17 protein-coding genes are annotated in these 24092 nt (G+C 69.3%); 5 read left to right on the forward strand and 12 right to left on the reverse strand.

The genetic code is table 11. The annotated features are described in order from the left end of the window. Positions 1-56: 56 nt before the first annotated feature. The 11 genes from ACQCSX_RS11970 to ACQCSX_RS12020 all read right to left on the reverse strand — a co-directional run bounded on the left by ACQCSX_RS11970 (position 57) and on the right by ACQCSX_RS12020 (position 15721). Positions 57-1679, reverse strand: coding sequence for a DUF7059 domain-containing protein (locus ACQCSX_RS11970; protein ID WP_427015539.1), 1623 nt, complete (start codon positions 1677-1679; stop codon positions 57-59). A 431-nt stretch (positions 1680-2110) separates the two neighbouring features. Further along, a complete protein-coding gene (locus ACQCSX_RS11975; protein ID WP_427015540.1) occupies positions 2111-4744 on the reverse strand; it encodes a trehalase-like domain-containing protein in 2634 nt (877 codons plus the stop codon). Positions 4745-5492: 748 nt separating this feature from the next. Beyond that, a complete protein-coding gene (locus tag ACQCSX_RS11980) occupies positions 5493-6605 on the reverse strand; it encodes a histidinol-phosphate transaminase (protein WP_427015541.1) in 1113 nt (370 codons plus the stop codon). Between the two features lie 19 nt (positions 6606-6624). Continuing rightward, positions 6625-7866 (reverse strand): alpha-hydroxy acid oxidase, encoded by a 1242-nt coding sequence (locus ACQCSX_RS11985; RefSeq protein ID WP_427015542.1) that lies wholly within the window; start codon positions 7864-7866, stop codon positions 6625-6627. After that, positions 7863-9305 (reverse strand): FAD-binding oxidoreductase, encoded by a 1443-nt coding sequence (locus ACQCSX_RS11990; RefSeq protein ID WP_427015543.1) that lies wholly within the window; start codon positions 9303-9305, stop codon positions 7863-7865. Before ACQCSX_RS11990 ends, ACQCSX_RS11985 begins: the two co-directional genes overlap by 4 nt. A gap of 2 nt (positions 9306-9307) precedes the next feature. Next, the gene (locus ACQCSX_RS11995) at positions 9308-10075 is read right to left on the reverse strand and encodes an amino acid ABC transporter ATP-binding protein (RefSeq protein ID WP_427019039.1); all 768 of its coding nucleotides are present in this window, start codon (positions 10073-10075) and stop codon (positions 9308-9310) included. Continuing rightward, on the reverse strand, positions 10075-11040 hold the full coding sequence (locus tag ACQCSX_RS12000) for an amino acid ABC transporter permease (protein WP_427015544.1): 966 nt from the start codon (positions 11038-11040) through the stop codon (positions 10075-10077). The genes ACQCSX_RS11995 and ACQCSX_RS12000 overlap by 1 nt, the downstream gene beginning before the upstream one ends. Beyond that, the gene (locus tag ACQCSX_RS12005; RefSeq protein ID WP_427015545.1) at positions 11037-11951 is read right to left on the reverse strand and encodes a transporter substrate-binding domain-containing protein; all 915 of its coding nucleotides are present in this window, start codon (positions 11949-11951) and stop codon (positions 11037-11039) included. Before ACQCSX_RS12005 ends, ACQCSX_RS12000 begins: the two co-directional genes overlap by 4 nt. A 315-nt stretch (positions 11952-12266) precedes the next feature. Next, entirely contained in the window at positions 12267-13274 is a 1008-nt protein-coding gene (locus tag ACQCSX_RS12010) for a PDR/VanB family oxidoreductase (protein WP_427015546.1), read from the reverse strand. Then, complete coding sequence (locus tag ACQCSX_RS12015; RefSeq protein ID WP_427015547.1) at positions 13255-14952, reverse strand: HAL/PAL/TAL family ammonia-lyase; 1698 nt, start codon at positions 14950-14952, stop codon at positions 13255-13257. The genes ACQCSX_RS12010 and ACQCSX_RS12015 overlap by 20 nt, the downstream gene beginning before the upstream one ends. Then, the gene (locus ACQCSX_RS12020; protein ID WP_427015548.1) at positions 14930-15721 is read right to left on the reverse strand and encodes an IclR family transcriptional regulator; all 792 of its coding nucleotides are present in this window, start codon (positions 15719-15721) and stop codon (positions 14930-14932) included. The genes ACQCSX_RS12015 and ACQCSX_RS12020 overlap by 23 nt, the downstream gene beginning before the upstream one ends. A gap of 168 nt (positions 15722-15889) precedes the next feature. On the opposite strand from ACQCSX_RS12020, the gene ACQCSX_RS12025 reads away from it, so the two are divergent. After that, a complete protein-coding gene (locus ACQCSX_RS12025) occupies positions 15890-17098 on the forward strand; it encodes a cytochrome P450 (protein ID WP_427015549.1) in 1209 nt (402 codons plus the stop codon). 142 nt (positions 17099-17240) lie between these two features. On the opposite strand, the gene ACQCSX_RS12030 is transcribed toward ACQCSX_RS12025, so the two are convergent. Continuing rightward, complete coding sequence (locus ACQCSX_RS12030; protein ID WP_427015550.1) at positions 17241-18134, reverse strand: rhodanese-related sulfurtransferase; 894 nt, start codon at positions 18132-18134, stop codon at positions 17241-17243. 190 nt (positions 18135-18324) lie between these two features. On the opposite strand from ACQCSX_RS12030, the gene ACQCSX_RS12035 reads away from it, so the two are divergent. The 4 genes from ACQCSX_RS12035 (at position 18325) to ACQCSX_RS12050 (ending at position 24053) form a co-directional block, all read left to right on the forward strand. Next, complete coding sequence (locus ACQCSX_RS12035) at positions 18325-19551, forward strand: M20 family metallopeptidase (RefSeq protein ID WP_427015551.1); 1227 nt, start codon at positions 18325-18327, stop codon at positions 19549-19551. Next, positions 19548-20933 (forward strand): DUF3100 domain-containing protein, encoded by a 1386-nt coding sequence (locus tag ACQCSX_RS12040; protein ID WP_427015552.1) that lies wholly within the window; start codon positions 19548-19550, stop codon positions 20931-20933. The genes ACQCSX_RS12035 and ACQCSX_RS12040 overlap by 4 nt, the downstream gene beginning before the upstream one ends. An 81-nt stretch (positions 20934-21014) precedes the next feature. Further along, positions 21015-21722 (forward strand): GNAT family N-acetyltransferase, encoded by a 708-nt coding sequence (locus ACQCSX_RS12045; RefSeq protein WP_427015553.1) that lies wholly within the window; start codon positions 21015-21017, stop codon positions 21720-21722. Positions 21723-21725: 3 nt separating this feature from the next. Continuing rightward, positions 21726-24053, forward strand: coding sequence for a DEAD/DEAH box helicase (locus tag ACQCSX_RS12050; RefSeq protein WP_427015554.1), 2328 nt, complete (start codon positions 21726-21728; stop codon positions 24051-24053). Positions 24054-24092: the final 39 nt, after the last annotated feature.

Consider the following 24092-nt stretch of genomic DNA (forward strand, 5'->3'; position numbering starts at 1 on the left):
CCCAGCATAGCCAGATCTGAAACATCCACTTGAAGTTTCACCGGGCCCCGGGGGCCTCAAGCGGGGAGCAGGAAGCCCTCCAGCACCAGGTTGCGCACGTCCTCCAGCAGCTGGTGGGCAAACGCGGCGTCGTCGCGCTCCAGCAGCGTGGCGAGCGCGCCAACCAGCTGGCCCGCCGTCAGGTCGCCGTCGCTGGCGGAGACAAACCCGGCCAGCTCGGTGCTGAGCAGGTTGGTCCGGCGCAGGCCCGCACCCTGGCGCAGCAGGATCACGCCCGGGTGCTCGGCACCGGGCTTCTGGTGCCGCTCCTCCGTAACGTCTTCGGCCACCACCAGGTACTCGCCGGCCAGGCCCTCGGCATCCGGGTCCAGGGCGGCCACCCAGTCCGCGCGCTGGACCGCGGCGGCCAGGTGCGGGCCGATGGGTTGCTCGATGGGGTAGAGGATTTCCTCGAACCGGTGCAGTGCAGCGCCGGACGCCGGTGCGGTTTCCGGGCGGCGGAGCCAGATGTAGCCAAAGCCGATGCCCGCCACATTGCGGGAGGCAAAGTCGTCCAGGTAGTCCGCGTAGGCCTGCTCGTAGTGGCCCTGGTCCCGGGCTTCGGAGGCGTCCTGCAGCCAGGTCTCCGCATACTGGCCCGGGCCCACCATCTCGCGCTGGATGAACCAGGCCTCGGTGCCCTCCGCCAGCCACGACGCCGGGCGGGCGTGCCAGGCCCCGGCGTCGGCGCGGATCTCCCAATTGCCGAGCATCTGGGCGGTGCCGCCGGGGGCCAGCACGGTGGGCAGTGTGCGCACCAGTGTCGCCACAATGTCATCGCCGGGCAGGCCGCCGTCGCGGTAGGTGAACTGGTCCGCCGCCGCCTCGTCGCGGTGCCGTGGGGTGATGACAAACGGCGGGTTGGACACCACTAGGTCGAACTCCTCCCCGGCAACGGGCTCGAGCAGGCTGCCCAGGCGCAGCGAAATCCGTGCCTCGGGATTGGCCGGGTCGAAGTCCGCCGCCGACAGCTGCAGTGCGGGGGCGTTGAGCAGCAGGTTGAACCGGGTGAAGGCCAGCGCGCGCTCGGAAATGTCGGTGGCCACCACCGTGCGGGCGTGGTGGAGCAGGTGGAAGGTCTGAATGCCGCAGCCCGTGCCCAGGTCCAGGGCGCGGTCCACCTGGCGGCGGATGGTGCCCTGGGCCAGCGTCAGGGAGGCCTGGCCGATGCCCAGCACATGGTCCTTGCGCAGCACCCCGGGGCGCTGGTGTGCGGCGAGGTCGCTCGCCACCCACAGGTCCGCACCGGGCGCGCCGTCGGCATCGGCGGGCCAGCCGTAGGGCCGCAGGTCCACCGCGGCGCACAGCGTGGCGCCGTGGTGCGCATATTCCGCCAGGCCCAGCGCCAGCAGCCCGTCCACGCCGAGGGCGGGCAGGGCGGCCCCGACGGCGGCGTGGTCCAATGGCTGCGCCAGCAGCCAGAGCTTGACCACCGTGGCCAGCGGGCCGCCGTTGTGCCTGAGCGCCAGCGACGCCGGCACCGTCTGGTCGCGACCAAAGGCGGCGTAGGCCTCGGCCCCCAGCAGCGCCTCCACGCCGTCCACGGTGTAGTCCAGGGCGGTGAGGTCGGCGGCGAGCGCGGCCAGCAGAGCGGGCTTGTCGCTGCGCGGGGCATCGGGGATATGCGAGAAATCAGTCACCCGACAAGTCTATGGCGGCCCTTACCTGCATCTGTGTGACAGCAAATGCTCCCATGGAGCGCCATGGCAGCATTTGCTGTCACACAGTTGGTGAGGGGTTAGGCGGTGGCGCGCTCCGGAGCGCGGCCAGCAGCGCCAGGGTCTGCGCCTGCGCCTCGTCGCTCACAGCGGCGCAGCCATCGGCGACGACAGTGACAAAGCGCCCGGCGTCGCCCCGGGGGAACGGCCATCCCACCAGGTTTCAGCTCCCGCTCGCCAGCCACCCTAACCTCGCTTCGCTCGGCCAGGGAACCCTGCTGCCTCTCTTGGCTCCGCTCAATCACCGGCCCCGTTGGTCGAGCGGGGGCCCGCAGCGACCTTGCGAGCTGTGGGAGCGTCTGGGGACCGAGGCCCCTGGCGCCAACGGCGGAACCCGGCGGCCCGGCGGCAGCCTATTCCTCCGGTGCCGACTGCGCGTCCAGAAGCTGCGCGCAGCGGATGAAACCCAGGTGCGAGTACGCCTGCGGGTGGTTGCCCAGGTGCATCTCCGTGGCGGGGTCGTACTCCTCGGGCAGCAGCCCGGTGGGGCCAAAGAGGCTCACCAGCTGGTTGAACAGTTCCAGTGCGTCGTCATAGCGGCCCACCGCAAGGTAGGCCTCGATCAGCCACGTGGTGCAGATGTGGAAGCCGCCCTCCAGGCCCGGCAGCCCGTCGTCGTACCTGTACCTGAACACGGTGGGACCCTCGCGGAGCTCGCGCTCCACCGCGGCCACCGTGTCCAGGAAGCGCTGGTCCGCGACGTCCAGCAGGCCGGACAACCCAATGTGCAGCACCGCCGCGTCCAGGTCCGGGCTGTCGTACGCCACCGTGTAGGAGGCGGCGCCGCCGTCCCAGCCCTCCCGCAGGACCTCCTCGCGGATGGTGGCCGCCGTCGGCGCCCAGTCGGCGTGCGGCTCGCGGCCGAATTGCTCCGCCGTCCGCAGCGCCCGGTCCAGCGTCACCCAGCACATGACCTTGCTGTAGACGTGGTGCCGGGGCGGGCGGCGGGCCTCCCAGATGCCATGGTCCGGCTCATGCCAGCGGGCCAGCACCGCGGCGGCCATCTGTTCCAGCAGCACCCAGTGCGCGTCGGTCAGCGCGCCGGTGCGCACGCCCAGCGCATGGATCAGCTCGGCGATCGGGCCGAAGACGTCCAGCTGCACCTGGTGGTCCGCGGCATTGCCGATGCGCACCGGCCGGGATCCGGCATAGCCGGGCAGGCTTTCGATGGTGGCCTCGGTGGACAGCGGCGAACCGGACACCGAATAGAGCGGATGCAGCCATTCCGGTCCCGGAGCGTTGTCAAGGATCCGCCCCAGCCAGTCCAAAAAGCCCTCGGCCTCCGCCGTCGACCCCAGGTCCACCAGGGCCTTGACCGTCATGGAGCCGTCGCGGAGCCAGCAATAGCGGTAGTCCCAGTTGCGGGTCCCGCCAATCCCCTCCGGGAGCGAGGTGGTGGGCGCGGCCAGCACGGCACCGGTCGGCTCGTGCACCAGGGCCCGCAGCACCAAGGCGGAACGGCGGACCAGGGCGGTCTTCACGGCCGGCAGCTCCAGACCGCGCACCCACCGCCGCGAGGCAAGGGCGACGGCGGCACGCCGCCCGGTCTCCCCCTGCGGATCCGCGGTGAAGGGCTCGGTGTCGCCGCAGCGCAGGGTGAGCACCACCGGTCCATTGCGCAGATTGGCCTCCGCCGTCGCCGTCGCATGCCGGCCGTCCGTGGTGATGGAAAAGTCCAGCACCGGGGCGGAAAGGATGATGGGGTCGGAGGTGCCCATGATGTGCAGCTCGTCGCCGCGGGCCTCCATGCTGAACGAGGCATTGGCATAGTCGGGCCGCGGGGCGAAGACAATCCGCGCACCGCCTGTTCCGGACAGGACGCGGACCAGACTGGTGATGCCCTCGGGCGCCGGCTCCAGATAGTCCGTCACCGTCACATCCGCCCAGCGGGTTTCCACGATCATCGTGCTGTCCAGATAGCGCTGGGCCAGCACGGGAGAGGGTTTGAGCGGCTCGACGGAAAAGTGCCCGGCGGCGTCGCCCCCGAGGATGTGGGCAAAGATGGACCCCGAATCCGGCAGCGGGTGGCTCATCCAGCAGATCTTGGCCTCGGGCGTGATCAGCGCGGTGGAGGAGCCGTTGCCGATCATCGAATGCCGTTCCAGGCCCACCGCGTCCTCGCCGAACAGCCAGGCCCGGCGCAGCTCGAACAGCATGGCCAGCACCCGGGCAAAGGACTCCGGGTCGCGCAGCCGGTGGCCCGGGGCGGGCATGGCATCCCCCACCCGGATCGCCAGGTCGGGGCCGCGCAGGGTGGCGATGGCCAGTTCGTCGCTGGGCGCATCCCCCGCGTACAGCGCCGCGCTCACGCCCAGCCGCGCCCGCAGGCGCTCCAAAGCCTCGCCCTTTGACGGCTCGACGACGGAGAGGTCCAGCACCGATCCGTCGATGATGAAGTGCAGATTGTGCTCCCGCGCCACCTCCTCGGCACGCCTGGTGACCGCTACCACCACCGCGGGCTGTGCCGGGCGCGTGTGCACGGCCACCGCCACCGGCTTGCGCTCAATGCTGATGCCCTTCTCGAACCCCACGGCCTCCATCAGCGCCAGGCTCGCCTTCTGCAGCACGGATTCCGTGGCCAGGGACAGGCCGTGGGCATAGCCCATGTCGAACTCCGCACCGTGCGAGCCGACCAGGTGGACCTCCGCAGGCAGCCGCGACACGGCGGCTAGGTCCCGCAGCGACCGGCCGGAAATCACGGCGGTGTGGGTGTTCGGCAAGGCCGCCAAAGCCCGGAGCGCGACGGCGGCGCTGCCCAGCGGGAGCGTCTCCGTGGAGATCCCCTCGGCGGTGCACAGCGTGCCGCCGTAATTGCAGGCCACCAGCAGATTGGGGGTGCGGGCCAACAGCTTCAGATCCGCCAGGAACCGCGGTGTGAGGCCGTCATCGACGGCATCCGACTGGACGAAGGCCCGGAGCAATTCCAGGGGCAAAGATTTGGTCAACAGGGCCGAATCGGCCACCGTCTGGTTGAGTCGAGTTGGCATGGTCCGCGCCCTTCGTAGATACCTCCCCCAAGCTGTCCGAGTGAACACCTCCCAGTATCCTCAGGATGCCGTTTCGTAGGAATATCCACGCGGTTTCAAGGTTGTTGCCGCGCCGCCGGGTTCGCTGGTCGAGCCCGTCGAGACCCGGCGGTCGAGCGAAGCCGAGACCTCCCGCGGACGACGGTGGGTTCGCTGGTCGAGCGGAGCCGAGACCTCCGGCAGCCTGCGGCGGCACCCGGGGACACGCTCGGCCCACCAGGTTTCGGCTCCGCAAGCTCCGCTCAACCAGCGAGGGTTTCGGCTCGGCTCGGCTCCGCTCCGCTGCGCTCAACCAGCGAAATCGGTGGTCAAGCGGGGGGGCCCACTGCCGAGAGGGACCCGCTGCGAGCTTGCGAGCTGTGGGAGCGGCTGGGGACCGAGACCCTCCGCGGAACACGATGGTGGCCGGGGACACGCTCGGCCCACCAGGTTTCGGCTCCGCAAGCTCCGCTCAACCAGCGAGGGTTTCGGCTCGGCTCGGCTCCGCTCCGCTGCGCTCAACCAGCGAAATCGGTGGTCAAGCGGGGGGCCCACTGCCGAGAGGGACCCGCTGCGAGCTTGCGAGCTGTGGGAGCGGCTGGGGACCGAGACCCTCCGCGGAACACGATGGTGGCCGGGGACACGCTCGGCCCACCAGGTTTCGGCTCCGCAAGCTCCGCTCAACCAGCGAGGGTTTCGGCGCGCTCAACCACCGAGGGTTTCGGCAGGCTCAACCAGCGGGCGCTCCGGTCGAGCGGGGCCAGAGGGTGTCGACGGCAGCGAGGACGGCATCGGAGGCCTCGCGGCAGCCGACGGTGACGCGCACGCCCTCGCCGTCGAACGCGCGCACCGAGACGGACTGGCGGACGCATTCGCGCTCCAGCTCAAGGGCGCGGTCCGCCGGAATCCAGACGAAGTTTCCACCGCTCGCGGGCACGGACAGGCCGCGGTGCCGCAGCCCGGCCGTGAGGTATGCGCGCTCCCGGGCGACCGCCGCCACGGCCTCCGCCATGAGCTCCGGCTCGTGCCAAGCGGCCAGCGCGGCCGCCTCGGCCACCATGCTCAGGCCGAACGGCGGCGCTGCGCTGCGGATCGTGCCGGCCACCTCGGGCGACGCAATCAGGTAGCCGGCGCGTGCCCCGGCCAGTCCGTAGGCCTTGGAGAAGGTCCGCAGCACCACCAGATTGGCGAAGTCCGCCAGCAGCGCCACGGCATCGTCGGCGGGTTCGGTGAATTCCCGGTAGGCCTCGTCCAGAACCACCAGCACATGGGGAGGGACGCGTTCCAGGAACCGCACCAGATCCTCGTGGTTGCGCAGGGTTCCGGTCGGATTGTTGGGGTTGCAGACAATCACCACCCGGGTCTGCTCCGTCACGGCGGCCAGCATCGCATCCAGATCGTGCCGCGCGCCATCATCCAGCGGCACCCGGACGCTCTGTGCCCCGGCGACGGCGACCAGGATGGGGTACGCCTCGTAGCTGCGCCAGGCGTGCACGACGTCGGTGCCGGCACCAGTGTACGCGCCGAGCGTCTGGGCCAGCAGCGGCAGGGAGCCCGCACCGGCCAGGACCTGCTCCGCAGGCACCCCCAGCCGGCCGGCGATGGCTGCCGTCAGCCGGTCGCCAAACAGGCTGGGGTACCTGTTGACGCCGGCCCCGGCGGCGGCGATGGCCGATTGGACCGCGGGCGACGGCGGCACCGTCGACTCGTTCGAGGAGGCCACCCAGGTGACGCCCGCCAGCCCGGCGGCCCGCGAGTAGCGCGGCAGTGAGGCGATTTCGGGCCGGGGCACGGGCCGCACCGCTGGCGCCTCCGGTCCGGCACTTCTGGTATCCAAAGTCATGCTTTCTGCTCCTTCGAAGTCATCGTTCGATCAGCTGCGGCCAGGCCTGCGCCCGGCCGTGGTCCGCCACCAGCTCCGGCCCGTGCTCGCGCAGCTCGGCCACGCTGGCCACGCCCAGCAGCGCCATGGTGCGCCGGAACTGCCCCACCAGCAGGGCCGCCAGATGGTCAACCCCCTGCTGGCCCGCAGCGGCCAGGGCCCAGAGGTAGGGGCGTCCGACCATCGCGGCGTCGGCGCCCAATGCCACCGCCGTGGCAATGTCCGCACCGTGCCGCACCCCGGAGTCCACCAGAATGCCGAAGTCGGCGCCCACGGCCGCCCGCACCGGCGCGATGAGGTCGACGGGGGCAATGGAACGGTCCAGCTGCCGGCCGCCGTGGTTGGACAGGTGCACGCCGTCGAGCCCCAGGTCCCGGGCACGGAGCGCGTCAGCCGGCCCGAGGGGGCCCTTCAGCACCAGTTTCCCGGCCCAGGCCGCGCGCAGCCGCGCCAGATCGCCCCAGGTGAGGGCGGCGTCGAACGCGGACCCAACGTTCTCGATCGTGCAGCCGCCCGCCCCTCCGGAGACATTGGCGAACTCCAGCGCCGACCCGCGCAGCATCCGCGTCCAGTATGCGGGCTTGGCCCCGATGTCCAGCAGGCTCCCCGGGGTAAGCCGGGGCGGGATGGTGAAGCCGTTGCGGACATCGCGGACCCGGAAGCCAGGCACGGCCGTGTCCACGGCCACCTCCAGGACCCGGTAGCCGCTGGCTTGGGCGCGCTGCACCAAATCCATGGTCCGGACCCGGTCCTTGAAGACGTAGAGCTGGAACCACAGGTCTCCGTCGCCCGGTTCCCCGGCCAGGTCCTCGAGGGAGGTGGTGGCCATGGTGGACAGGACGTAGGGCAGCCCGGCGCCGGCTGCCGCACGGGCGACGGCGGCCTCCCCGCCGGCGCCGACCATCCGGGTGTAGCCGGTCGGGGCAAAGCCCAGTGGCGCCGCGGCGTGCCGGCCCAGGATCCGGGTGCCGAGGTTGGGCGCGCTGACGTCGCGGAGCACCGCCGGGGTGTACCCGTAGCGCCGGAAGGCCTCGGTGTTCCCGCGCAGGGCGAGCTCCTCGTCGGCACCGCCGTCGACGTAGTCAAAGACCGGGCGGGGCAGCCGCCGTTTGGCCAGCGCGCGCACATCCTCCACAGTGTGGCAGCGGGCCAGCAGGCGGTCCGTCCGGCTCCCGGTGGGCAGCGGCACCGAGACCAGACGCAGGGCCTGGGACAGCCTCACCGCACGCCGTCCGGTTCCGCCAGCACCTTGCCGGGGTTCATGATGTTGGCCGGATCCAGTGCGGCCTTGATGGCGGCCATGACGCCCACGCCGCTGGGGTGTTCGGCCCGCAACGACGCCGTCTTGCCCGCGCCGATCCCGTGCTCGCCAGTGCAGGTGCCGCCCATGCCAAGCGCCCGGGCCACCAACCGTTCGTTCACGGCGGCCGCGGCGGCAAACGCGCCGCTGTCCCCCGGCGCCAGGACAAAGGCCAGGTGGAAGTTGCCATCTCCCGCGTGCCCGGCGATCGGCGCCACCACCCCGGAGGCGAGGATGTCCTCCTTGGTGGCGGCGATGCATTCGGCCAGCCGCGAGATGGGGACGCAGACATCCGTGGACCAGGTGTGCGACCCCGCCAGCAGTGCCTGGCAGGAGGGCAGCACGTCGGTGCGGGCCCGCCACAGCCTGTCCCGCTCCGCCTCCCCGGCGGCGAAGTCAAAGCCTATGGACCCATACCGGGCGGCGATGGCCCGGACCTGCTCCGCCTGCTCCACCACACCGTGTTCGGTGCCGTGGAACTCAAAGAGCAGTGTGGAGAGCGGCGCCAGGCCCAGCGCCGAATAGCTGTTGATGGCGGCCACCATGGTGTCGTCGAGCAGTTCCACCCGCGCCACCGGAATCCCGGCCTGGATGGCCCCCTGCACCACCAGCGTGGCCGCCGCCAGGGTGGGGAATCCGCACACGGCCGCGGAGACCGCCTGCGGTTGGCCGTGGAGCCGCACGGTGACCTCGGTGATGATGCCCAGCGTGCCCTCCGCCCCCACGAAGAGCCGGGTGAGGTCGTAGCCGGCCGAGGACTTGCGCGCCCGGCCGCCGGTGTGGACCACCTCGCCGCTGGCCAGCACCACCGTCAGGCCCAGCACGTTCTCCCGCATGGTTCCGTACCGCACCGCCATGGTGCCGCTGGCGCGGGTGGAACTCATGCCACCCACGCTGGCATCCACGCCGGGACCCACCGGAAAGAACAGCCCGTCCGCTTCCAGCGCGGCATTGAGCCGGCTCTTCATCACCCCCGCCTGCACTGTGGCGTCCAGGTCGGCCGAGCTGACGCGCAGGATCTCCGCCATGCCGGACAGATCGATGGTGACCGTCCCCGGCCGGGCGTTGGCCCCGCCCTCCAGCCCGGTGCCCGCGCCGATGGGGACCACCGGCACGCCGTGCGCGGCGCAGATGCGCACGGCGGTGGCCACATCCGCCGTCGAACGGGCGCTGACGACGGCGTCGGGGAGCCCGGCGGGCAGGTGCGAGCGGTCGCGGGACCGGCCGGTCCGGCTCGCAAGGTCGACGGCGACCACCGGACCCAGCGCCCGCTGCAACTCGGCCACGGCACCCGACGCACCGCCGCCGTCGCCGGTGAACGTACCCGCGCCGGACACCGTCTGGATCGACCGCGCTCCCACGCTCAGGCCAGCACCTTGGACAGGAACGCCTGGGTGCGCACTTCCTGCGGGTCCTCCAGCACCTGGCGGGGATCGCCGCTTTCCACCAGGTGGCCGTCCGCCATGAAGTGGACCACATTGCCCACTTCCTTCGCGAAGCCCATCTCGTGCGTCACCACGATCATCGTCATGCCGGATTCGGCCAGCGCGCGCATCACATCGAGCACCTCGCCCACCAGCTCCGGATCCAGCGCCGAGGTGGGCTCGTCAAAGAGCATCAGCGCCGGCTTCAGGGCCAGCGACCGGGCGATGGCCACGCGCTGCTGCTGGCCGCCGGAGAGCTGGCCCGGGTAGTGGTTCCGCTTGTCCGCCAGCCCCACCCTGGCCAGCAGCGCCATGCCCTCCTCGATCGCCGCCTCCCGCGGAATCCGCTGCACGATGGTGGGGCCCTCGATCACGTTTTCCAGCGCCGTGCGGTGCGGAAAGAGGTTGAACTGCTGGAACACCATGCCAATCGAGGCACGCTGGCGGGCCGTCTCATGCTCCTTGAGTTCGTGCAGCTTGCTGCCGGCCCGGCGGTAGCCGATCCGCTCGCCCTGCACCCACAGCTGGCCGCCGTCGATCTTCTCCAGATGGTTGATGCAGCGCAGGAAGGTGCTCTTGCCCGAGCCGGAGGGGCCCAGCAGGCACGCGACCTCACCTTTGGCGATGTCCAGGCTGATGCCCTTGAGCACCTCAACGTGGCCGAACGATTTGCGGACATCGCGGGCCCGCAGGATGGGTTCGTTGATCACAGCTTCTCCAATTCCGATACGCGCCCGACGGCGGCGGTGGGGTCGGTGGTTTCGGCGGCAACGCCGGATCCGGAGACCGGCGACGGGCCGCCCGCCTTCGCGGCCTTCATCGGGGTGAACCCGCGCTCAAACCGCTTCTCGATGTAGTACTGCCCCACGGACAGCACGGCGGTAACCGCCAGGTACCACAAGGCCGCCACGATCAGCAGCGGAATGGTCTGGAAGGTGCGCGAGTAGATGATCGAGACCGACGTCAGCAGCTCGCTGTAGCCGATGACGATGACCAGCGAGGTGTACTTGAGCATGCCGATGGTTTCGTTGCCCGTCGGCGGGATGATCACGCGCATCGCCTGCGGCAGGATGACCCGGCGCATGGTCTGCATCCGCGACATCCCGATGGCCTTGGCCGCCTCGGTCTGCCCCTGCGGAATGGCCCGGATGCCCGAGCGGACGATCTCGCCCATATACGCGCCCTCGTTCAGGCTCAGGCCCAGCAGCGCGGCCGTAAACGGGGAGATCAGCGTGTTGGTGGAGATCTCGAAAAAGCTGGGGCCAAACGGGACGCCGAGGACAAGCTTGGGCACCAGCGCCGCCATGAAGAACCAGAACAGCAGCTGGACCATCAGCGGAGTGCCGCGGAAGAACCAGGAGTAGGCCCAGGCCGCCGTGGACAGGATCGGATTGGCGGAGAGCCGGCACACCGCCACCACAATGCCCAGCAGGATGCCGATGGCCATGGATACGGCCGTCAGGAGCAGCGTGTTCCCCAGGCCGGCCAGCACGGGCGGGGCAAAAAGGTACTCCCCCACGGTGTCCCAGTGGAAACGCTGGTTGGTGAACATCGAGTACACCAGCAGGGCCAGCAGGGCCAGGACGACGCCGGCCACGATCCACCGCCCGGTGTACCGGGCTGGCACGATCGTCAGGTTGCCCTCCTCCTCGGAGGCTTCGTACAAGGTCATTTGGTGACGCCGTTGACGGTGAACTTATCAACCGCGTGGTCACCCATCTTGTACTTCTCCAGCACCGACTTGTAGGTGCCGTCGGCGGCGATCTCCTCCATGGCCTTCTGCACGACCCCCATCAGCACCATGCTGTCCTTGGGGAAGACGAGGCCGAAGGGCATCTGCTGGTAGCGGTTCCCCATCGCCAGCTCACCCTTGCTCTCGGCGGCCACCACGGAGCCGGAGGTCGAGTCGACCAGGAACGCATCCACTCGGTCACTTTGCAGCGCGAGGACGGCCTGGTTTTGGCCGGCGTAGATGGTGGTCTCCAGGGCTGGCTTGCCCGCCGATTGGCACTCGGTGGACTGGGCCGCCGCGTCGGCGTCCTCGGTGGTGCCCTTGACGATGCCGACCTTGAGCCCGCACAGGTCCCCGAGGGCCTTGATGCCGTGCGGGTTGGCCGTGGTGGTCATGATGCCGCCGCCGGCCTCAAAATAGTCCAGGAAGCTCACCTGCTTCTGGCGTTCCACGGTGTCGGACATGGCGGAGATGCCCATGTCGTACCGCCCGGAATCTAGGCCCGGGATGATGGCGTCGAAGGCGATGTTGTTGAACTCAAACTTCACGCCCAGTTTCTTTTCCAGCGCGTCGGCCAGTTCCCGGTCGATGCCGACCACGGTCTTGCCGTCGGTGTCGAAGGACTCGAACGGCGGGTATTCGACATTGCTGGCCACGTTGACGGTTCCGGCGGACTGGATCGCCGCCGGCAGCTCGCTGAAGAACGGCGCCTTTGCCGAACCAGACGAGGACGCGCCGGCCGTGGGATCCCCCGCATCGGCCGCACCACCACAGGCGGTCAGCCCGACGGCGGTGGCGAGGGCGAGTGCCCCCAGAACGGAGGTGCGAGTGGAGAGGAAGAAAGGGCTCATGGTGTTTACTCCTGGATTTTCAAGAATCGCTGGGGATCAGCCTCGGGAGCAGGCTGCGCGTTCCGCTTTCCGGCGTCGCTTGCCCATTAGCATATGAATTAAAAGTGCATCCAACAAGGTTTGTTCAATTCAAAATGGATAACTTTTCAGAAACGTTCCGGACGGATTTGTTAAGCCTGAAAAATGGCACGGGAAAGCCACCCAACGGTTAATTCATGGGTGGCGATAAACAATGCATTGTTTATCGCCGACGGTCAGCCCGGCGCGCACCGCCAGCAATGCCACGCGTCTGCGCCGACGTTTCACGGGCCGCCGTCAGAGGTCCAGGACCAGCCTTTCCCCTTTCGAACGCGATACGCAAATCATCATGGTGGAGTTTTCCGCGCGCTCCTCGTCGCTGAGGATTTCGTCCCGATGGTCCGGCAATCCGGCCAGGACGGATGTTTCACAGGTGCCACAGGTGCCTTTCCTGCAGGAATTCAGAGCCGGAATGCCAACACGTTCCAGCGCCTCCAGAATTGTTTCATCGGCGGCAATGCCTATTTCGGTTCCATCGGCCGTTTCCACCACAAAGGTCGTGCCACCCTCGACGGGCTCCGCTCCCTCCGGAGCATTGGAGAAATCCTCGCTGTGCAGCACCGCCACCGCCCCGCAGGCACGGGCCGCACGCAGCTGGAGCAGCAGGCGTTCGGGCCCGCAGGCAAACACCTCGACATCCCCGTCCGGCGCCGCGCCGGCGAGGTAATCGTCCAGTGACAGTGGCCCGGATTCGTCCTTGGCATGGATCCGCACCCGCTCCGCGGCCGCCCCGATCCCGTCGAGCTCCGCCAGGAAGGCCATCGACGTCCGGCCCGCGCCCAGGTAGAGCAACCGCCAGTCGGCGCCGCGGGCGGCGGCCGCCCTGACCATGGGCAGCAACGGCGTGATGCCGATGCCGCCGGCGATGAAAAGCACCGTCCCGGCCCCGGGCACCGCCGCGAAGTTGTTCCGCGGACCCCTGGCCTGCAGGACGTCGCCGGGCCGCAGCCGCTCGTGCACATAGCTGGATCCGCCGCGGCCCGCTCGCTCCAGCAGCACGGACACCCGCCAGGCGGTGTGGTCGGCCGGATCGGAACAGAGCGAATACTGGCGCAGCATCCCGCCGGGAAGCTGCACATCGATGTGCGCCCCCGGCGTCCACTCCGGCAGGTCCCCGCCGTCGGGCCGTTCAAGGCCGAGGGAGAGGATGCCCGCCGCCTCGGGCCGGAGCTCCTTCACCCGCACCGGGAAGAAGGCCTTGGGGTCCACGCCCACGGCCGGACCGCTAGCGAGCTGGAGTGTCATCCGCCTCGGCCAGCTTTGCGTCCACGGCCGCCGTCACCGCCCCGGTGTGGACCAGTTCGAGGGCCTTGCGGACCCGCGGATACAGCACCACGTCGGCGGTGATGTGGTCGATGCGCCGCCCGTCCGCCGACGACGACGAGCGCACCAGTTCCAGCGCGGCCAGGCTTGCCGGCCCGGCCTTGGCGCCGTTCGTGGCGGCCATGCCCATCCGCAGCTCCAGCGCCTGGGCCGCCATCAGCAGCTCGATGGCCACCACCGACTCGATGTTGGCCACGATCTGGCGCGCATGCCGGCCGGCGTTGTTGGCCATCGAGACGTGGTCCTCCTGGTTGGCGCAGGTGGGGATCGAATCCACGCTGTCCGGATGGGCCAGCGTCTTGCAGTCGGAGACCAGGGCCGCGGCCAGGTACTGCGGCAGCATGTAGCCGCAGTCCATGCCGATCTGCTCGCTGGCGATGAGCATGTCCGGCAGCCCTCGGTTCAGCGTGCCGTCGTCGAGCCGGAAGAGCCGGCGCTCGGTGATGCTGCCGATCTCGGTGACCACGATGGAGATGAAGTCGGCGGCGAAGGCCATGTATTCGGCGTGGAAGTTGCCGCCGGAGACCGCCTTGAGAGTGCGCGTGGCGGGCAGCGAGGGAAAGATCAGCGGGTTGTCCGTGGCCGCATTGATCTCGTTCTCGATGATGCCCGCGGCGAAGTCCAGGGTGTCCTTCACCGGGCCGAAGACCTGCGGAATACAGCGCAGGGAGTAGGCATCCTGCGGCGGCTGGCGCACCGGGTCGCGGCCGGCGTCGCCGTCGATGAGGCCGCTGCCGGCCAGCAACTGCCGGATCCGGGCCGCCACCTCGATCTGGCCCTTCTGCCCGCGCGCCTGGTGGAGCTCGTCGATGAATGCGTCGCCAAAGCCGATGAGTGCCTCGATGGTCATGGCCGCGGTGATCTGCGCCGTCTGAAGCAGATTCTGCGCATCGAAGAGGGCCAGCGCCGCCTGGGCGCAGGAGAAGGAGGTGCCGTTGAGCAGCGCCAGGCCGTCCTTGGCGCCCAGCGGCAGCCGGTCCAGGCCGGCGTGCGCCATGGCGGCAATGCCGGAGACGACGGCGCCGTCGACGAAGGCCTCGCCGGAGTCCAGCTCGATGTCCTCGCCGGTGTGCGAGCGCGACATGACAATGGCGATGTGGGCCAGCGGGATCAGGTCCCCCGATGCGCCCAGGGATCCGTACTCGGGGATCGCGGGGTGGACGCCGCGGTTGAGCATCTCCGCCAGGGTGGTGACGAGCTCGGGGCGGACGCCCGAATAGCCCTGGGTCAGGCTGACCATGCGGATGAACATGGTGGCCCGGACCACCTCTTCGTCGACATAGCGCCCCACGCCTGCGGCATTGGAGAGGACCAGGCGGCGGGACAGCTCGGCGGCGTCGGAGGGCGTATCGAACGCCTTGCGGCCGGCCAGCGAACCGAACCCGGTGTTGATGCTGTAGATCGGCGCCGTCTCCTTCCCGGCCGCCATGTCATCCATGACGTTCCCGAGCCATTCCTGGCTGGGGGCCATCCGTGCCAGCGCCTCCGCATCGACCACCACGGGCCGGCGGTGGCGGGCGACGTCGACCAGGTCCGCCAGGGTGGAGCGGCCCAGCCCCAGGACCACGGGAGCCGTGTCAAGCAAGGTTTCGGACGTCATCGCGTACCTCTCGTAGGATGTGCCGGGGAGCGACGGATTCCAGTGAGGCCGTCAGGTTCCGGGCAGCTTCGTTCATGGTTTTCACGGTGGAATCGATCCAGGACCGCGAACCGCATCGGCCCTCCGGCCCCGCAACGTTGAGGGAGCACACCACCTCGCCGCCGAAGAAGACGGGCACGGCCACCGAGACGGCGCCGGGGTCCAGTTCACCGCGGGTGACCACCCAGCCCGTGGCCCGGATCTGGGACAGCGAGGCAATGATCTGTTCGGCCGTGGGCGAGTGCTCCGTGTAGCGGGGCAGCTCGCCGTCGAGCACCGCCCGGACCACGTCCGACGGCGCCCAGGCTAGGAGCATCCGGGGGCCGGCCCCGGCGCTGAGGGAGAGCAGCTCGTTGACCGCAAAGGTGTATTTGATGGCCTTGTCCGGTTCGGACCGCCGCAGGCACATGGCCTGGGTCCCCACCCGGATGACCATCACGGCCGTCTCCCCCACGGCGTCGACGATGCTTTTCAGCACGGCCGTGCCAACTTCGGCCAGATGGCTCTGGGTGAGGTGCCGCCCGGACAGCGCCAGCAGGGCATGCCCGGGCCGGTAGTGTCCGGCATCCTCCTGGACGAAGCCGTGCTCGCGCATGGTCCTGAAGTACCGGTAGGTGGTGCTGACCGGCATGCCCAGCTTCTGCGCCACGCGCTCGACGGTGGTGTCGCCGCCGTCGGCAATCTCCGACAGGATCATCAGCCCCCGCTCGAAGGACGTATGGGTTGCCATGCTCTTGCCTCCTCTCCGTGTCGCCGGTGACACACTGATGGTGCACGGGCAACATCCGATGGAACAACTCATATTCTCACTGGCCGAGAATGGCGTTTAGCCGCCGGTCTCTGCTGCCGATACTTTGATCCCACGAACCCGCTGATCGAGCGCAAGTGAGGCCCACCGATGTCTGTAACAATCCGCCCGGAAACCATCCCCGTGATGGCGGACGATCCCTACTCCGATGAAAACCTCACCAATCCCTACCCGCTTTTTGAGCGCATGCGTGCGGCGGGGCCGGCCGTCTGGCTCGAGAAGTACCAGGTGCTCGCCTTCGCCGGCTTCCAGGAGTGCAAGGAGATCCTGGACGACTACCGGACCTTCATCTCCAGCGCCGGGGTAGGCCCGAAGGACCTGCACAAGGAGCCGGCCTGGCGCCCGCAGGGCATCCTGGAATCGGACCCGCCCGTGCACGGCCCGATGCGGGCCGCCATGGCCGGGGTCATCTCGCCCCGCGGCGTGCGGGAGCTGCGCCCGGCATTCGAGGCCTTTGCCGACGAGCTGGTGTCCGCGCTAATCGAGCGGGGCGGGTTCGACGGCGTCACGGACCTCGCCGAACTCTTTCCGATCCGGGTCTTCGGCGACGCCGTCGGCATTCCGCGCGAGGACCGGGAGGCCAACCTGCTGCCGCACGGTGCGATGAACTTCAGCGCGTTCGGCCCCGACGACGAGCGCTCCCGGGAATTCTTCGGCAAGGGCGAGGGGACCCACGAATGGGTGATGCACAACTGCGACCGTGAGAACCTCTCGCCGGACGGCATGGGGGCCAAAATTTGGGAATTCGCGGACCGCGGGGAGATCACCGCCGACCAGGCGGCCCTGCTGGTGCGGGCCATGCTCTCCGCCGGGCTGGACACCACCGTCTTCTCGATCGGCAACACGCTGCACTCGCTCGCCGCGCATCCGGAGCAATGGGCCCAGCTGCACGCCAATCCGAAGCTGGCCAAGTTCGCCATCGACGAGGCGCTGCGCTACAACTCCCCGTTCCAGTCCTTCTTCCGGACCACCGGCCAGGACACCACGTTCCGCGGCATCGAACTGCCGGCCGGGACCAAGGTGGTGCTGTTCATGGGGGCGGCCAACCGGGACACCAAGCATTGGGGGGAGAACGCGGACGAGTACATCATCTCCCGCAACGCCGGCGGGCATCTGGCCTTCGGCATGGGCATCCACCAATGCGTGGGGCAGCCCATCTCGCGGCTGGAAATGGACGTCCTGTTCACGGCGCTGGCCAAGCGGGTCAAGAGCATCGAGCTCGCCGGCGAGCCCGTGCCGTACCTGCACAACACCCTGCGCGGCTGGAAGTCGCTCCCCGTGCGCATCACGCCCGCGTAGCCGGACCCGCTGGTCTCGCTGGTCGAGCGAAGCCGAGCGAAGCCGAGACCTCCCGCGGACGACGGCGGCACCCGACGGCGCACGTCGCACCGGGTTTCGGCTCCGCTTCGCTGCGCTCAACCAGCGAGACAGGGCGGGGCGCTCAGTCCGTGCAGCTCTGCGGGCACATGAGCGTTTCGGGGCTGGCGGCGCAGGCCTCGCAGTACAGGCTCAGGTTGCGGCAGCTGGGGTCGGAGCAGTTCTCGAACTTGGACGTGGCGGCGCTGCAGCGGACGCATTCGCCAATCGTCTTGGCCTCGTCGCTAAACTCCAGGTGCATGCGCTTGTCGAAGACGTACAGCGAGCCCTCCCACAGGCCCTGGTCCTTGAAGGTCTCGCCGTAGCGGACGATGCCGCCGTCGAGCTGGTAGACCTCCTTGAAGCCCCGGTTCACCATCAGCGAGCTGAGCACCTCGCAGCGGATGCCACCGGTGCAATAGGTGACCACCGGCTTGTCCTTGAGGTTGTCGTACTTGCCGGAATCCAGTTCCTTGATGAAATCGTGCGTGGTGGCGACATCGGGCACCACGGCGTTCTTGAACTTGCCGATCTGCGCCTCGAAGGCGTTGCGCCCGTCGAAGAAGACCACCTCCTCGCCGGCGGACTCCTTGGCGGCCACCAGCTCGTGGACCTCCTCGGGCTTGAGGTGCGTGCCGCCGCCGACGACGCCGTTCTCGTCGACTTCCAGCTCGCCCGGGGCGCCGAAGCTGACAATCTCCTCGCGCGCCTTCACGCTCAGCCGCGGGAAATCCTCGGCACCGCCGTCGGACCATTTCACGTCGATGCCGTGGAAGCCGCGGTACTCGCGGGTGGTCTTCACATACTGCTTGATGGCGTTGATCTCCCCGCCCACGGTGGCGTTGATGCCGTCCTTGGAGATCAGGATGCGCCCGCGCAGGCCCAGCTTCTCGCACAGCGCACGCTGCCAGAGGCGGACGGCGTCGGGGTCAGCGACGGGGGTAAAGCCATAAAAGAGCACAATTCGGTTCAAAGCCACGCATTTAAGCGTACGGCGTGCCGCCAAATGCCCGCCGGGCGGATCTGGCGGCGCTGGCACCGCCGGGCGGACACTTGGGGTATGCCCACGCTCGGGGACGGCGTGGACACGGTGGACCGGCCGGAGACCCGCCAGGCATCCTGCCCTGCCTGCCACGCACCGCAGGACGAGCAGAAGGAGACGGAAACTGATGGAGCTCACCGACATCGCCCGCGCCACGGACGGCATCAAGGCGGACCTCGCGAACGGCGTCGAGCACTGGCGCGAGCGCGTCCACACGCTGGCCCGCGGCATCCATGCCAACCCGGAGCTGTCCTTTGAGGAGGCCCGCTCCGCGCAGGCGGTGGCATCGCTGCTCGCCGACGGCGGTTTCGCCGTCGAACGCGGCACCAGCGGGCTGCCCACCGCCTTCACCGCCACCGCCGGCAGCGGCGAGCTGGTGGTTGCACTCTGCGTGGAATACGACGCGCTGCCCCAGGTGGGCCATGCCTGCGGGCACAATCTGATCGCCGGCGCCTCCGTGGCGGCCGCATTGGCGCTGGCGCCCCACGTCCACGCGTTGGACATCACCCTGAAAGCCATTGGGACTCCAGCGGAGGAACACGGCGGCGGCAAGGCCCTGATGCTGGCGGCCGGCGCGTTCGACGGCGTCGGGCTGGCCCTGATGGTGCATCCCGTCCAGGACGGGGTCACCTACAACCCCGCCGGCACCAGCGCCCAGGCCGTGGGCCGCTACCGGGCGGTGTTCACCGGCAAGGCCGCCCATGCCGCCGCCGCCCCGCACCAGGGGGTGAACGCCGCCGACGCCGCCGTGCTGAGCCAAGTGGCGGTCGGCCTGCTGCGCCAGCAGATCCCCGGCGACCACCGGGTGGCGCTTTACGTGGCCGAGGCCGGGCACGTCACCAACATCATCCCGGAGCGTGCGGTGGTGGAATTCGAATGCCGGGCGTTCACGCTGCCCGAATACGAGGCGCTGCTGGTGCGGGTGAGGCGCTGTTTCGAGGGCGCGGCACTGGCCACCGGCACGACGCTGGAGATCGAGCCCACCGAGCCGTTGTACGAGCCCCTGCGCCAGGACGACGACCTGGCCGCGCACTGGACCGCCGCCATGGACGTGTTCGGCAAGGACACCAGCCCGGCGGCCGGGCTGGGCGGCGGGTCCACCGACATGGGCAACATCTCCCAGGTGATCCCCAGCCTGCACCCCTGGCTGAGCATCCCCGGGGCCGATGTGCCGATCCATTCGCACGGCTTCGCCGCACTCGCTGACACGCCGGCGGCGTACACAGTGATGTTCGAGGCCGCCGTCGCCCTGGCCTGGACCGTTGCCGGAGCGGCCACCACGCCCCAGGAAAGGGAACGCTTTCTCCGGGCCGCCTACCGGCGCCCGGCACCAGCCCAGAAAGGTGCATCATGACCACCCACAGCACCACACCGGCCATGGCCGAAACCCGGCACGCCCTGCCGATAGCCGCCCTGGCGATTGTCATCGCCGTCGCGGTCCAGCTCATCGGCCAGCTCAACATCAACGTGGGCATTGGCACGATCGTCATTTTCCCCATGGTTTGGGGCCTGATCGTGGGCCTCATCGTCTCCATCCAGAAGTTCAAGCCGCTGGGCATTGACCTGCAAAAGGTGGCCGCCGCCCTGGTCGGCGTGGCCGTGCTGCTGCTGGTGGCGCGGCTGGCCTTCAACATTGGGCCGAGCCTGCCCTCCCTGGTCAAGGCCGGGCCTGCCCTGCTGCTGCAGGAGGTGGGCCACCTGCTGGGCACCATCGCGCTCGCGCTGCCGTTGGCGGTGCTGCTGCGCATGGGCAAGGCGACGGTTGGCGCCACCTTCTCCCTGGACCGGGAGCCCTCCTTCGCCATGGTGTCCGAAAAGTACGGGCCCGATTCGGACCAGTACCGCGGCGTGCTGGCGATGTACGTGTTCGGCACACTCTTCGGCGCCGTCTTCATCACCTTGTTGACCTCGCTGGTGGCCAACTGGGGCATCTTCGATCCGCTCGCGCTGGCCATGGGGGCCGGAGTGGGGTCCGGCTCCATGATGGCCGCCTCCGCCGCCAGCACCATCGCGGCCTACCCGGGGCAGCAGGAGGCCATCCTGGGCATGGCCGCCGTGTCCAACCTGATCACCACCATCCTGGGCGTCTACGTCGGCATCTACATCGCGCTGCCGCTGGCCGACAGGTTCTACACCTTCCTGACCCGCAAGCAGACGGCCCGCGAGATGGCAGCCGTGGCAGCCGGCGGGGGAATGTCCGGAGCGTCCGACGCCGAGATCGCTGCCGCCACAGCACGCGAGGAGGCCCAGGCCGAGGCCAACCGGAAGTTCCGCGAGCAGGTGGCCGAGTCCTCCGCACCGGTGTCGATGCCGCTGTGGCTGTCGCTGGGAATCCTGACAATTCTGGGAATCGCCACGGCATCGGTGGCGGCGAAAGGCTTCAGTTGGACGATTGTCGGCGGCTATGCGGTGATGCTTGCGCTGATGCTGCTGAGCCTGTTCCTGGCCAAGGTGTCCCGGAAGATCTCCGCCATCGTCTGGATCACCACCCTCGGTGCCTACATCTCCAGTCCGTGGTTCTTTGGTGCCCCTGCACTGACCGCGCTGGTCAAGTCAGTGGATTTCCTTTCCATTGCCACTGTCATGCTGACCCTGGCCGGCCTGTCGCTGGGCAAGGACATCCCCCTGCTGAGAACCATCGGCTGGAAGATCATCCCGGTGGGCCTGCTGGCCATCGCGGCCTCGTTCCTGCTGGCCACGGCCATCGCGGAATTTACCCTCGGATTCTGGGACTGACGCCGCGGGCTGGCAACCACCGCCCTCCACGTGTCCGAGGTCACATTAGTTCCACAATGGCCCCGGACGTAGGCTCAATGCATGCGGCGTCCACCCGAAGAAATCCCCGACATGCTGCAGCACTGGTTCATCGGTTGGGCGGCCCTGCGCGCCTATCCCACGTCCTGGGCTAGCGGCCATCCCGCCGCGCGCCGCCGCGAGCGCGCCAGCGGGTGGGAATTCTTCATCGGCAATCCGGCTCCGCTGGATCTGGCCGCCCTGGCGGCGGTGGCCGCCGATTCCCCGGACAGCGTGTTGTCCGTCTGGGGACCGGATGTCCAGCGCTATGTTGACCAGGCACATCTGGCCGGACTGTCCCTGGTGTCCACGGCTGAAACCCTGATGGAGCTGGACCTCTCCGGCGCCGACGCCGAAGACCCGTACCTCGCTGACCCCGAGTTCACCCTGGCCACGGCCCGGGTGGGCGGCCGCCACGATTCCTCGGACGCCGTGGCCCGCTACGCCACCACCATCAGGACCGGGCAGACCCTGGCGGCGTGGGGCACGGTGGCCGTCGTCGGCGATGCCGCCGTGTTTGACCAATTGCAGACGTCCCCGGACTTCCGGCGCCGCGGCTTCGGCCGGATGGTGGTGGACGCGCTCACCGCTCGGGCCTTGGACCACTCCGTGCAGCGGGGGCTGTTGCTCGCCTCCCCCGCCGGGCAGACGATGTACACCAGACTGGGTTGGCACGTGGTCTGCCCGGTGACGATTCTGGCCGCACCGTCTGCCGCGCCAGTGGCAGAATGAACCGTGGCCACTTCCGAATCGCTGATTTCCCTGCTGGGCCGCGGCGACGCCCCCGAGCAGCTGCAGCATGTCCGCCACATTCCCGCCCGCACCGCCGTAACGGCGCCCTGGCCGGACTGGGTCCACCCCGACATCCTGGCCGCCTTTGCCGGGGTGGGTGTCCATGAGCCCTGGCGCCACCAGGTCGAGGGGGCGCAGCTGGCCCACTACGGGCGGCATGTGGTGGTAGCCACCGGCACGGCCTCCGGAAAATCGCTGGCCTACCAGCTGCCCGCCTTGGACGCGATCCACCGTGCCGAGCGCTGGATCCTTGACCACCCCGGCAAGCTGGACCCCGACGGCGCCGTCGCCCTCTACCTCTCCCCCACCAAGGCGCTGGCCGCCGACCAGTTCGCGGCGATCAAGGCGCTGAAGCTCCCCACGGTCAGGGCCGCCACGTACGACGGCGACACAGCCCCCGGCGAGCGCCGCTGGATCCGGGACCACGCCAACTTTGTGTTGTGCAACCCTGACATGCTGCATTTTGGCGTGCTCCCCAACCACACTTGGTGGGCCCGGTTCTTCCGCCGGCTGAAGTACGTCATCATCGACGAGGCCCACAGCTACCGTGGCGTGTTTGGCTCGCAGGTGGCCACGCTGATGCGCCGGCTGCGGCGGATCTGCGCCCACTACGGCTCGGAGCCGGTGTTCATCGCCGCCTCCGCCACGTCCTCCGACCCCGAGGTGTCGCTGGGCCGGCTGATCGGCGCCCCCGTGGCGGCCGTGACCGAGGATTCCTCCCCGCACGGCGCCACGACCGTGGCGTTCTGGGAGCCGCTGCTGACCGAGCTCAAGGGCGAAAACGGCGCCAAGACCCGCCGCACCGCCATCGCCGAGACCTCCGATCTCATGGCCAATCTGGTCTCCGCCCGGGTCCGCACCATTGCCTTCATCAAGTCCCGGCGCGGGGCGGAGACCATTTCCACCATCACCAAGCGGCTGCTGGACGAGGTGGACCACAGCCTGCCGCAGCGTGTGGCGGCCTACCGTTCCGGCTATCTGCCCGAGGAACGCCGGGCCTTGGAAAAGGCGCTGCGCTCCGGCGAGCTGCTGGGCGTCTCCAGCACGTCCGCGTTGGAGCTTGGCATCGACATCTCCGGCCTGGACGCGGTCCTGGTGGCCGGCTGGCCCGGCACCAGGGCCTCCCTGTTCCAGCAGATCGGCCGGGCAGGACGTGCCGGGCAGGACGCCATCGCCGCCTTTGTGGCCAGCGACGATCCGCTGGACACCTACCTGGTCCACCACCCCGAGGCCATCTTCGACGTCCCGGTGGAGGCCACGGTCTTCGACCCCTCCAATCCCTATGTGCTGGGCCCGCACCTGTGTGCCGCCGCCGCCGAGCTTCCGCTCACGGCGGCCGACCTCCCGCTCTTTGGCCCGACGACGGCGGCCCTGCTGGAAAAGCTGGTGGCCGACGGCTACCTGCGCAAGCGCCCCGCCGGCTGGTTCTGGACCCACCCGCAGAGCGCCGCCGGCATGGTGAACCTCAGGGCCGACGGCGGCGGCCCCATCAGCATCGTCGACGCCGACACGGGCGCCCTGCTGGGCACCATGGACTCCCCCCAATCGCACTACCAGGCCCACCAGGGGGCGATCTACGTCCATCAGGGCGAGAGTTACCTGGTGGAGGAGCTGGACGAGGCGGACCACTGCGCCATCGTGCGCCGGAGCAACCCCGACTACTACACGAGTGCCCGCGACGTCACCCAGATCGCCGTGCTGGACTCGCTGCGGGACGAACGTTGGGGCCCGGTGGAGGTGCACTTCGGCGAGGTCCAGGTGACCACGCAGGTGGTCTCCTTCCAGCGCAAGGCCTACACCTCCAACGAGGTCCTGGGCGAGGAGCCGCTGGAGCTTGGGGCCCGCGACCTCTTCACCAAGGCGGTCTGGTTCACGCTGGACAACCGGACGCTGCTGGACGGCGGCCTGGTGGAGCCACAATTCCCCGGAGCCCTGCACGCCGCCGAACATGCGGCGATTGGGCTGCTTCCGCTGGTGGCCTCCAGCGACCGCTGGGATGTTGGCGGCGTCTCGACCGCCATCCACGCCGACACCGGGCAACCGACCATCTTTGTCTACGATGGACACCCCGGCGGGGCAGGCTTTGCCGAGCGTGGTTTCGACATGGCCCGGGTGTGGCTCAAGGCCACCCGCGACGCCATCGAGGCCTGCGAGTGCGACACCGGCTGCCCGTCCTGCGTGCAATCTCCCAAGTGCGGCAACAAGAACAACCCCTTGGACAAGCGCGGTGCCGTCCTGCTGATCGACGTGCTGCTGGCCAACGCGCCCTAAACGCCCTGCGCGCAGCCGGGTCCAGGGTGGGCGGGTCCG

Origin of the sequence: Pseudarthrobacter sp. P1, assembly GCF_050156935.1 — a bacterium.
GTDB lineage: Bacteria > Actinomycetota > Actinomycetes > Actinomycetales > Micrococcaceae > Specibacter.

Bases quoted from the DNA above. Each gene is read 5' to 3' on its own strand.
- ACQCSX_RS12005 (WP_427015545.1), bottom strand. From the start codon at position 11,951: ATGAGCCCTTTCTTCCTCTCCACTCGCACCTCCGTTCTGGGGGCACTC.
- ACQCSX_RS11975 (WP_427015540.1), bottom strand. From the start codon at position 4,744: ATGCCAACTCGACTCAACCAGACGGTGGCCGATTCGGCCCTGTTGACC.
- ACQCSX_RS12040 (WP_427015552.1), top strand. From the start codon at position 19,548: ATGACCACCCACAGCACCACACCGGCCATGGCCGAAACCCGGCACGCC.
- ACQCSX_RS12010 (WP_427015546.1), bottom strand. From the start codon at position 13,274: ATGACACTCCAGCTCGCTAGCGGTCCGGCCGTGGGCGTGGACCCCAAG.
- ACQCSX_RS11980 (WP_427015541.1), bottom strand. From the start codon at position 6,605: ATGACTTTGGATACCAGAAGTGCCGGACCGGAGGCGCCAGCGGTGCGG.
- ACQCSX_RS12025 (WP_427015549.1), top strand. From the start codon at position 15,890: ATGTCTGTAACAATCCGCCCGGAAACCATCCCCGTGATGGCGGACGAT.
- ACQCSX_RS12000 (WP_427015544.1), bottom strand. From the start codon at position 11,040: ATGACCTTGTACGAAGCCTCCGAGGAGGAGGGCAACCTGACGATCGTG.
- ACQCSX_RS12035 (WP_427015551.1), top strand. From the start codon at position 18,325: ATGGAGCTCACCGACATCGCCCGCGCCACGGACGGCATCAAGGCGGAC.
- ACQCSX_RS12045 (WP_427015553.1), top strand. From the start codon at position 21,015: ATGCGGCGTCCACCCGAAGAAATCCCCGACATGCTGCAGCACTGGTTC.
- ACQCSX_RS12015 (WP_427015547.1), bottom strand. From the start codon at position 14,952: ATGACGTCCGAAACCTTGCTTGACACGGCTCCCGTGGTCCTGGGGCTG.
- ACQCSX_RS12020 (WP_427015548.1), bottom strand. From the start codon at position 15,721: ATGGCAACCCATACGTCCTTCGAGCGGGGGCTGATGATCCTGTCGGAG.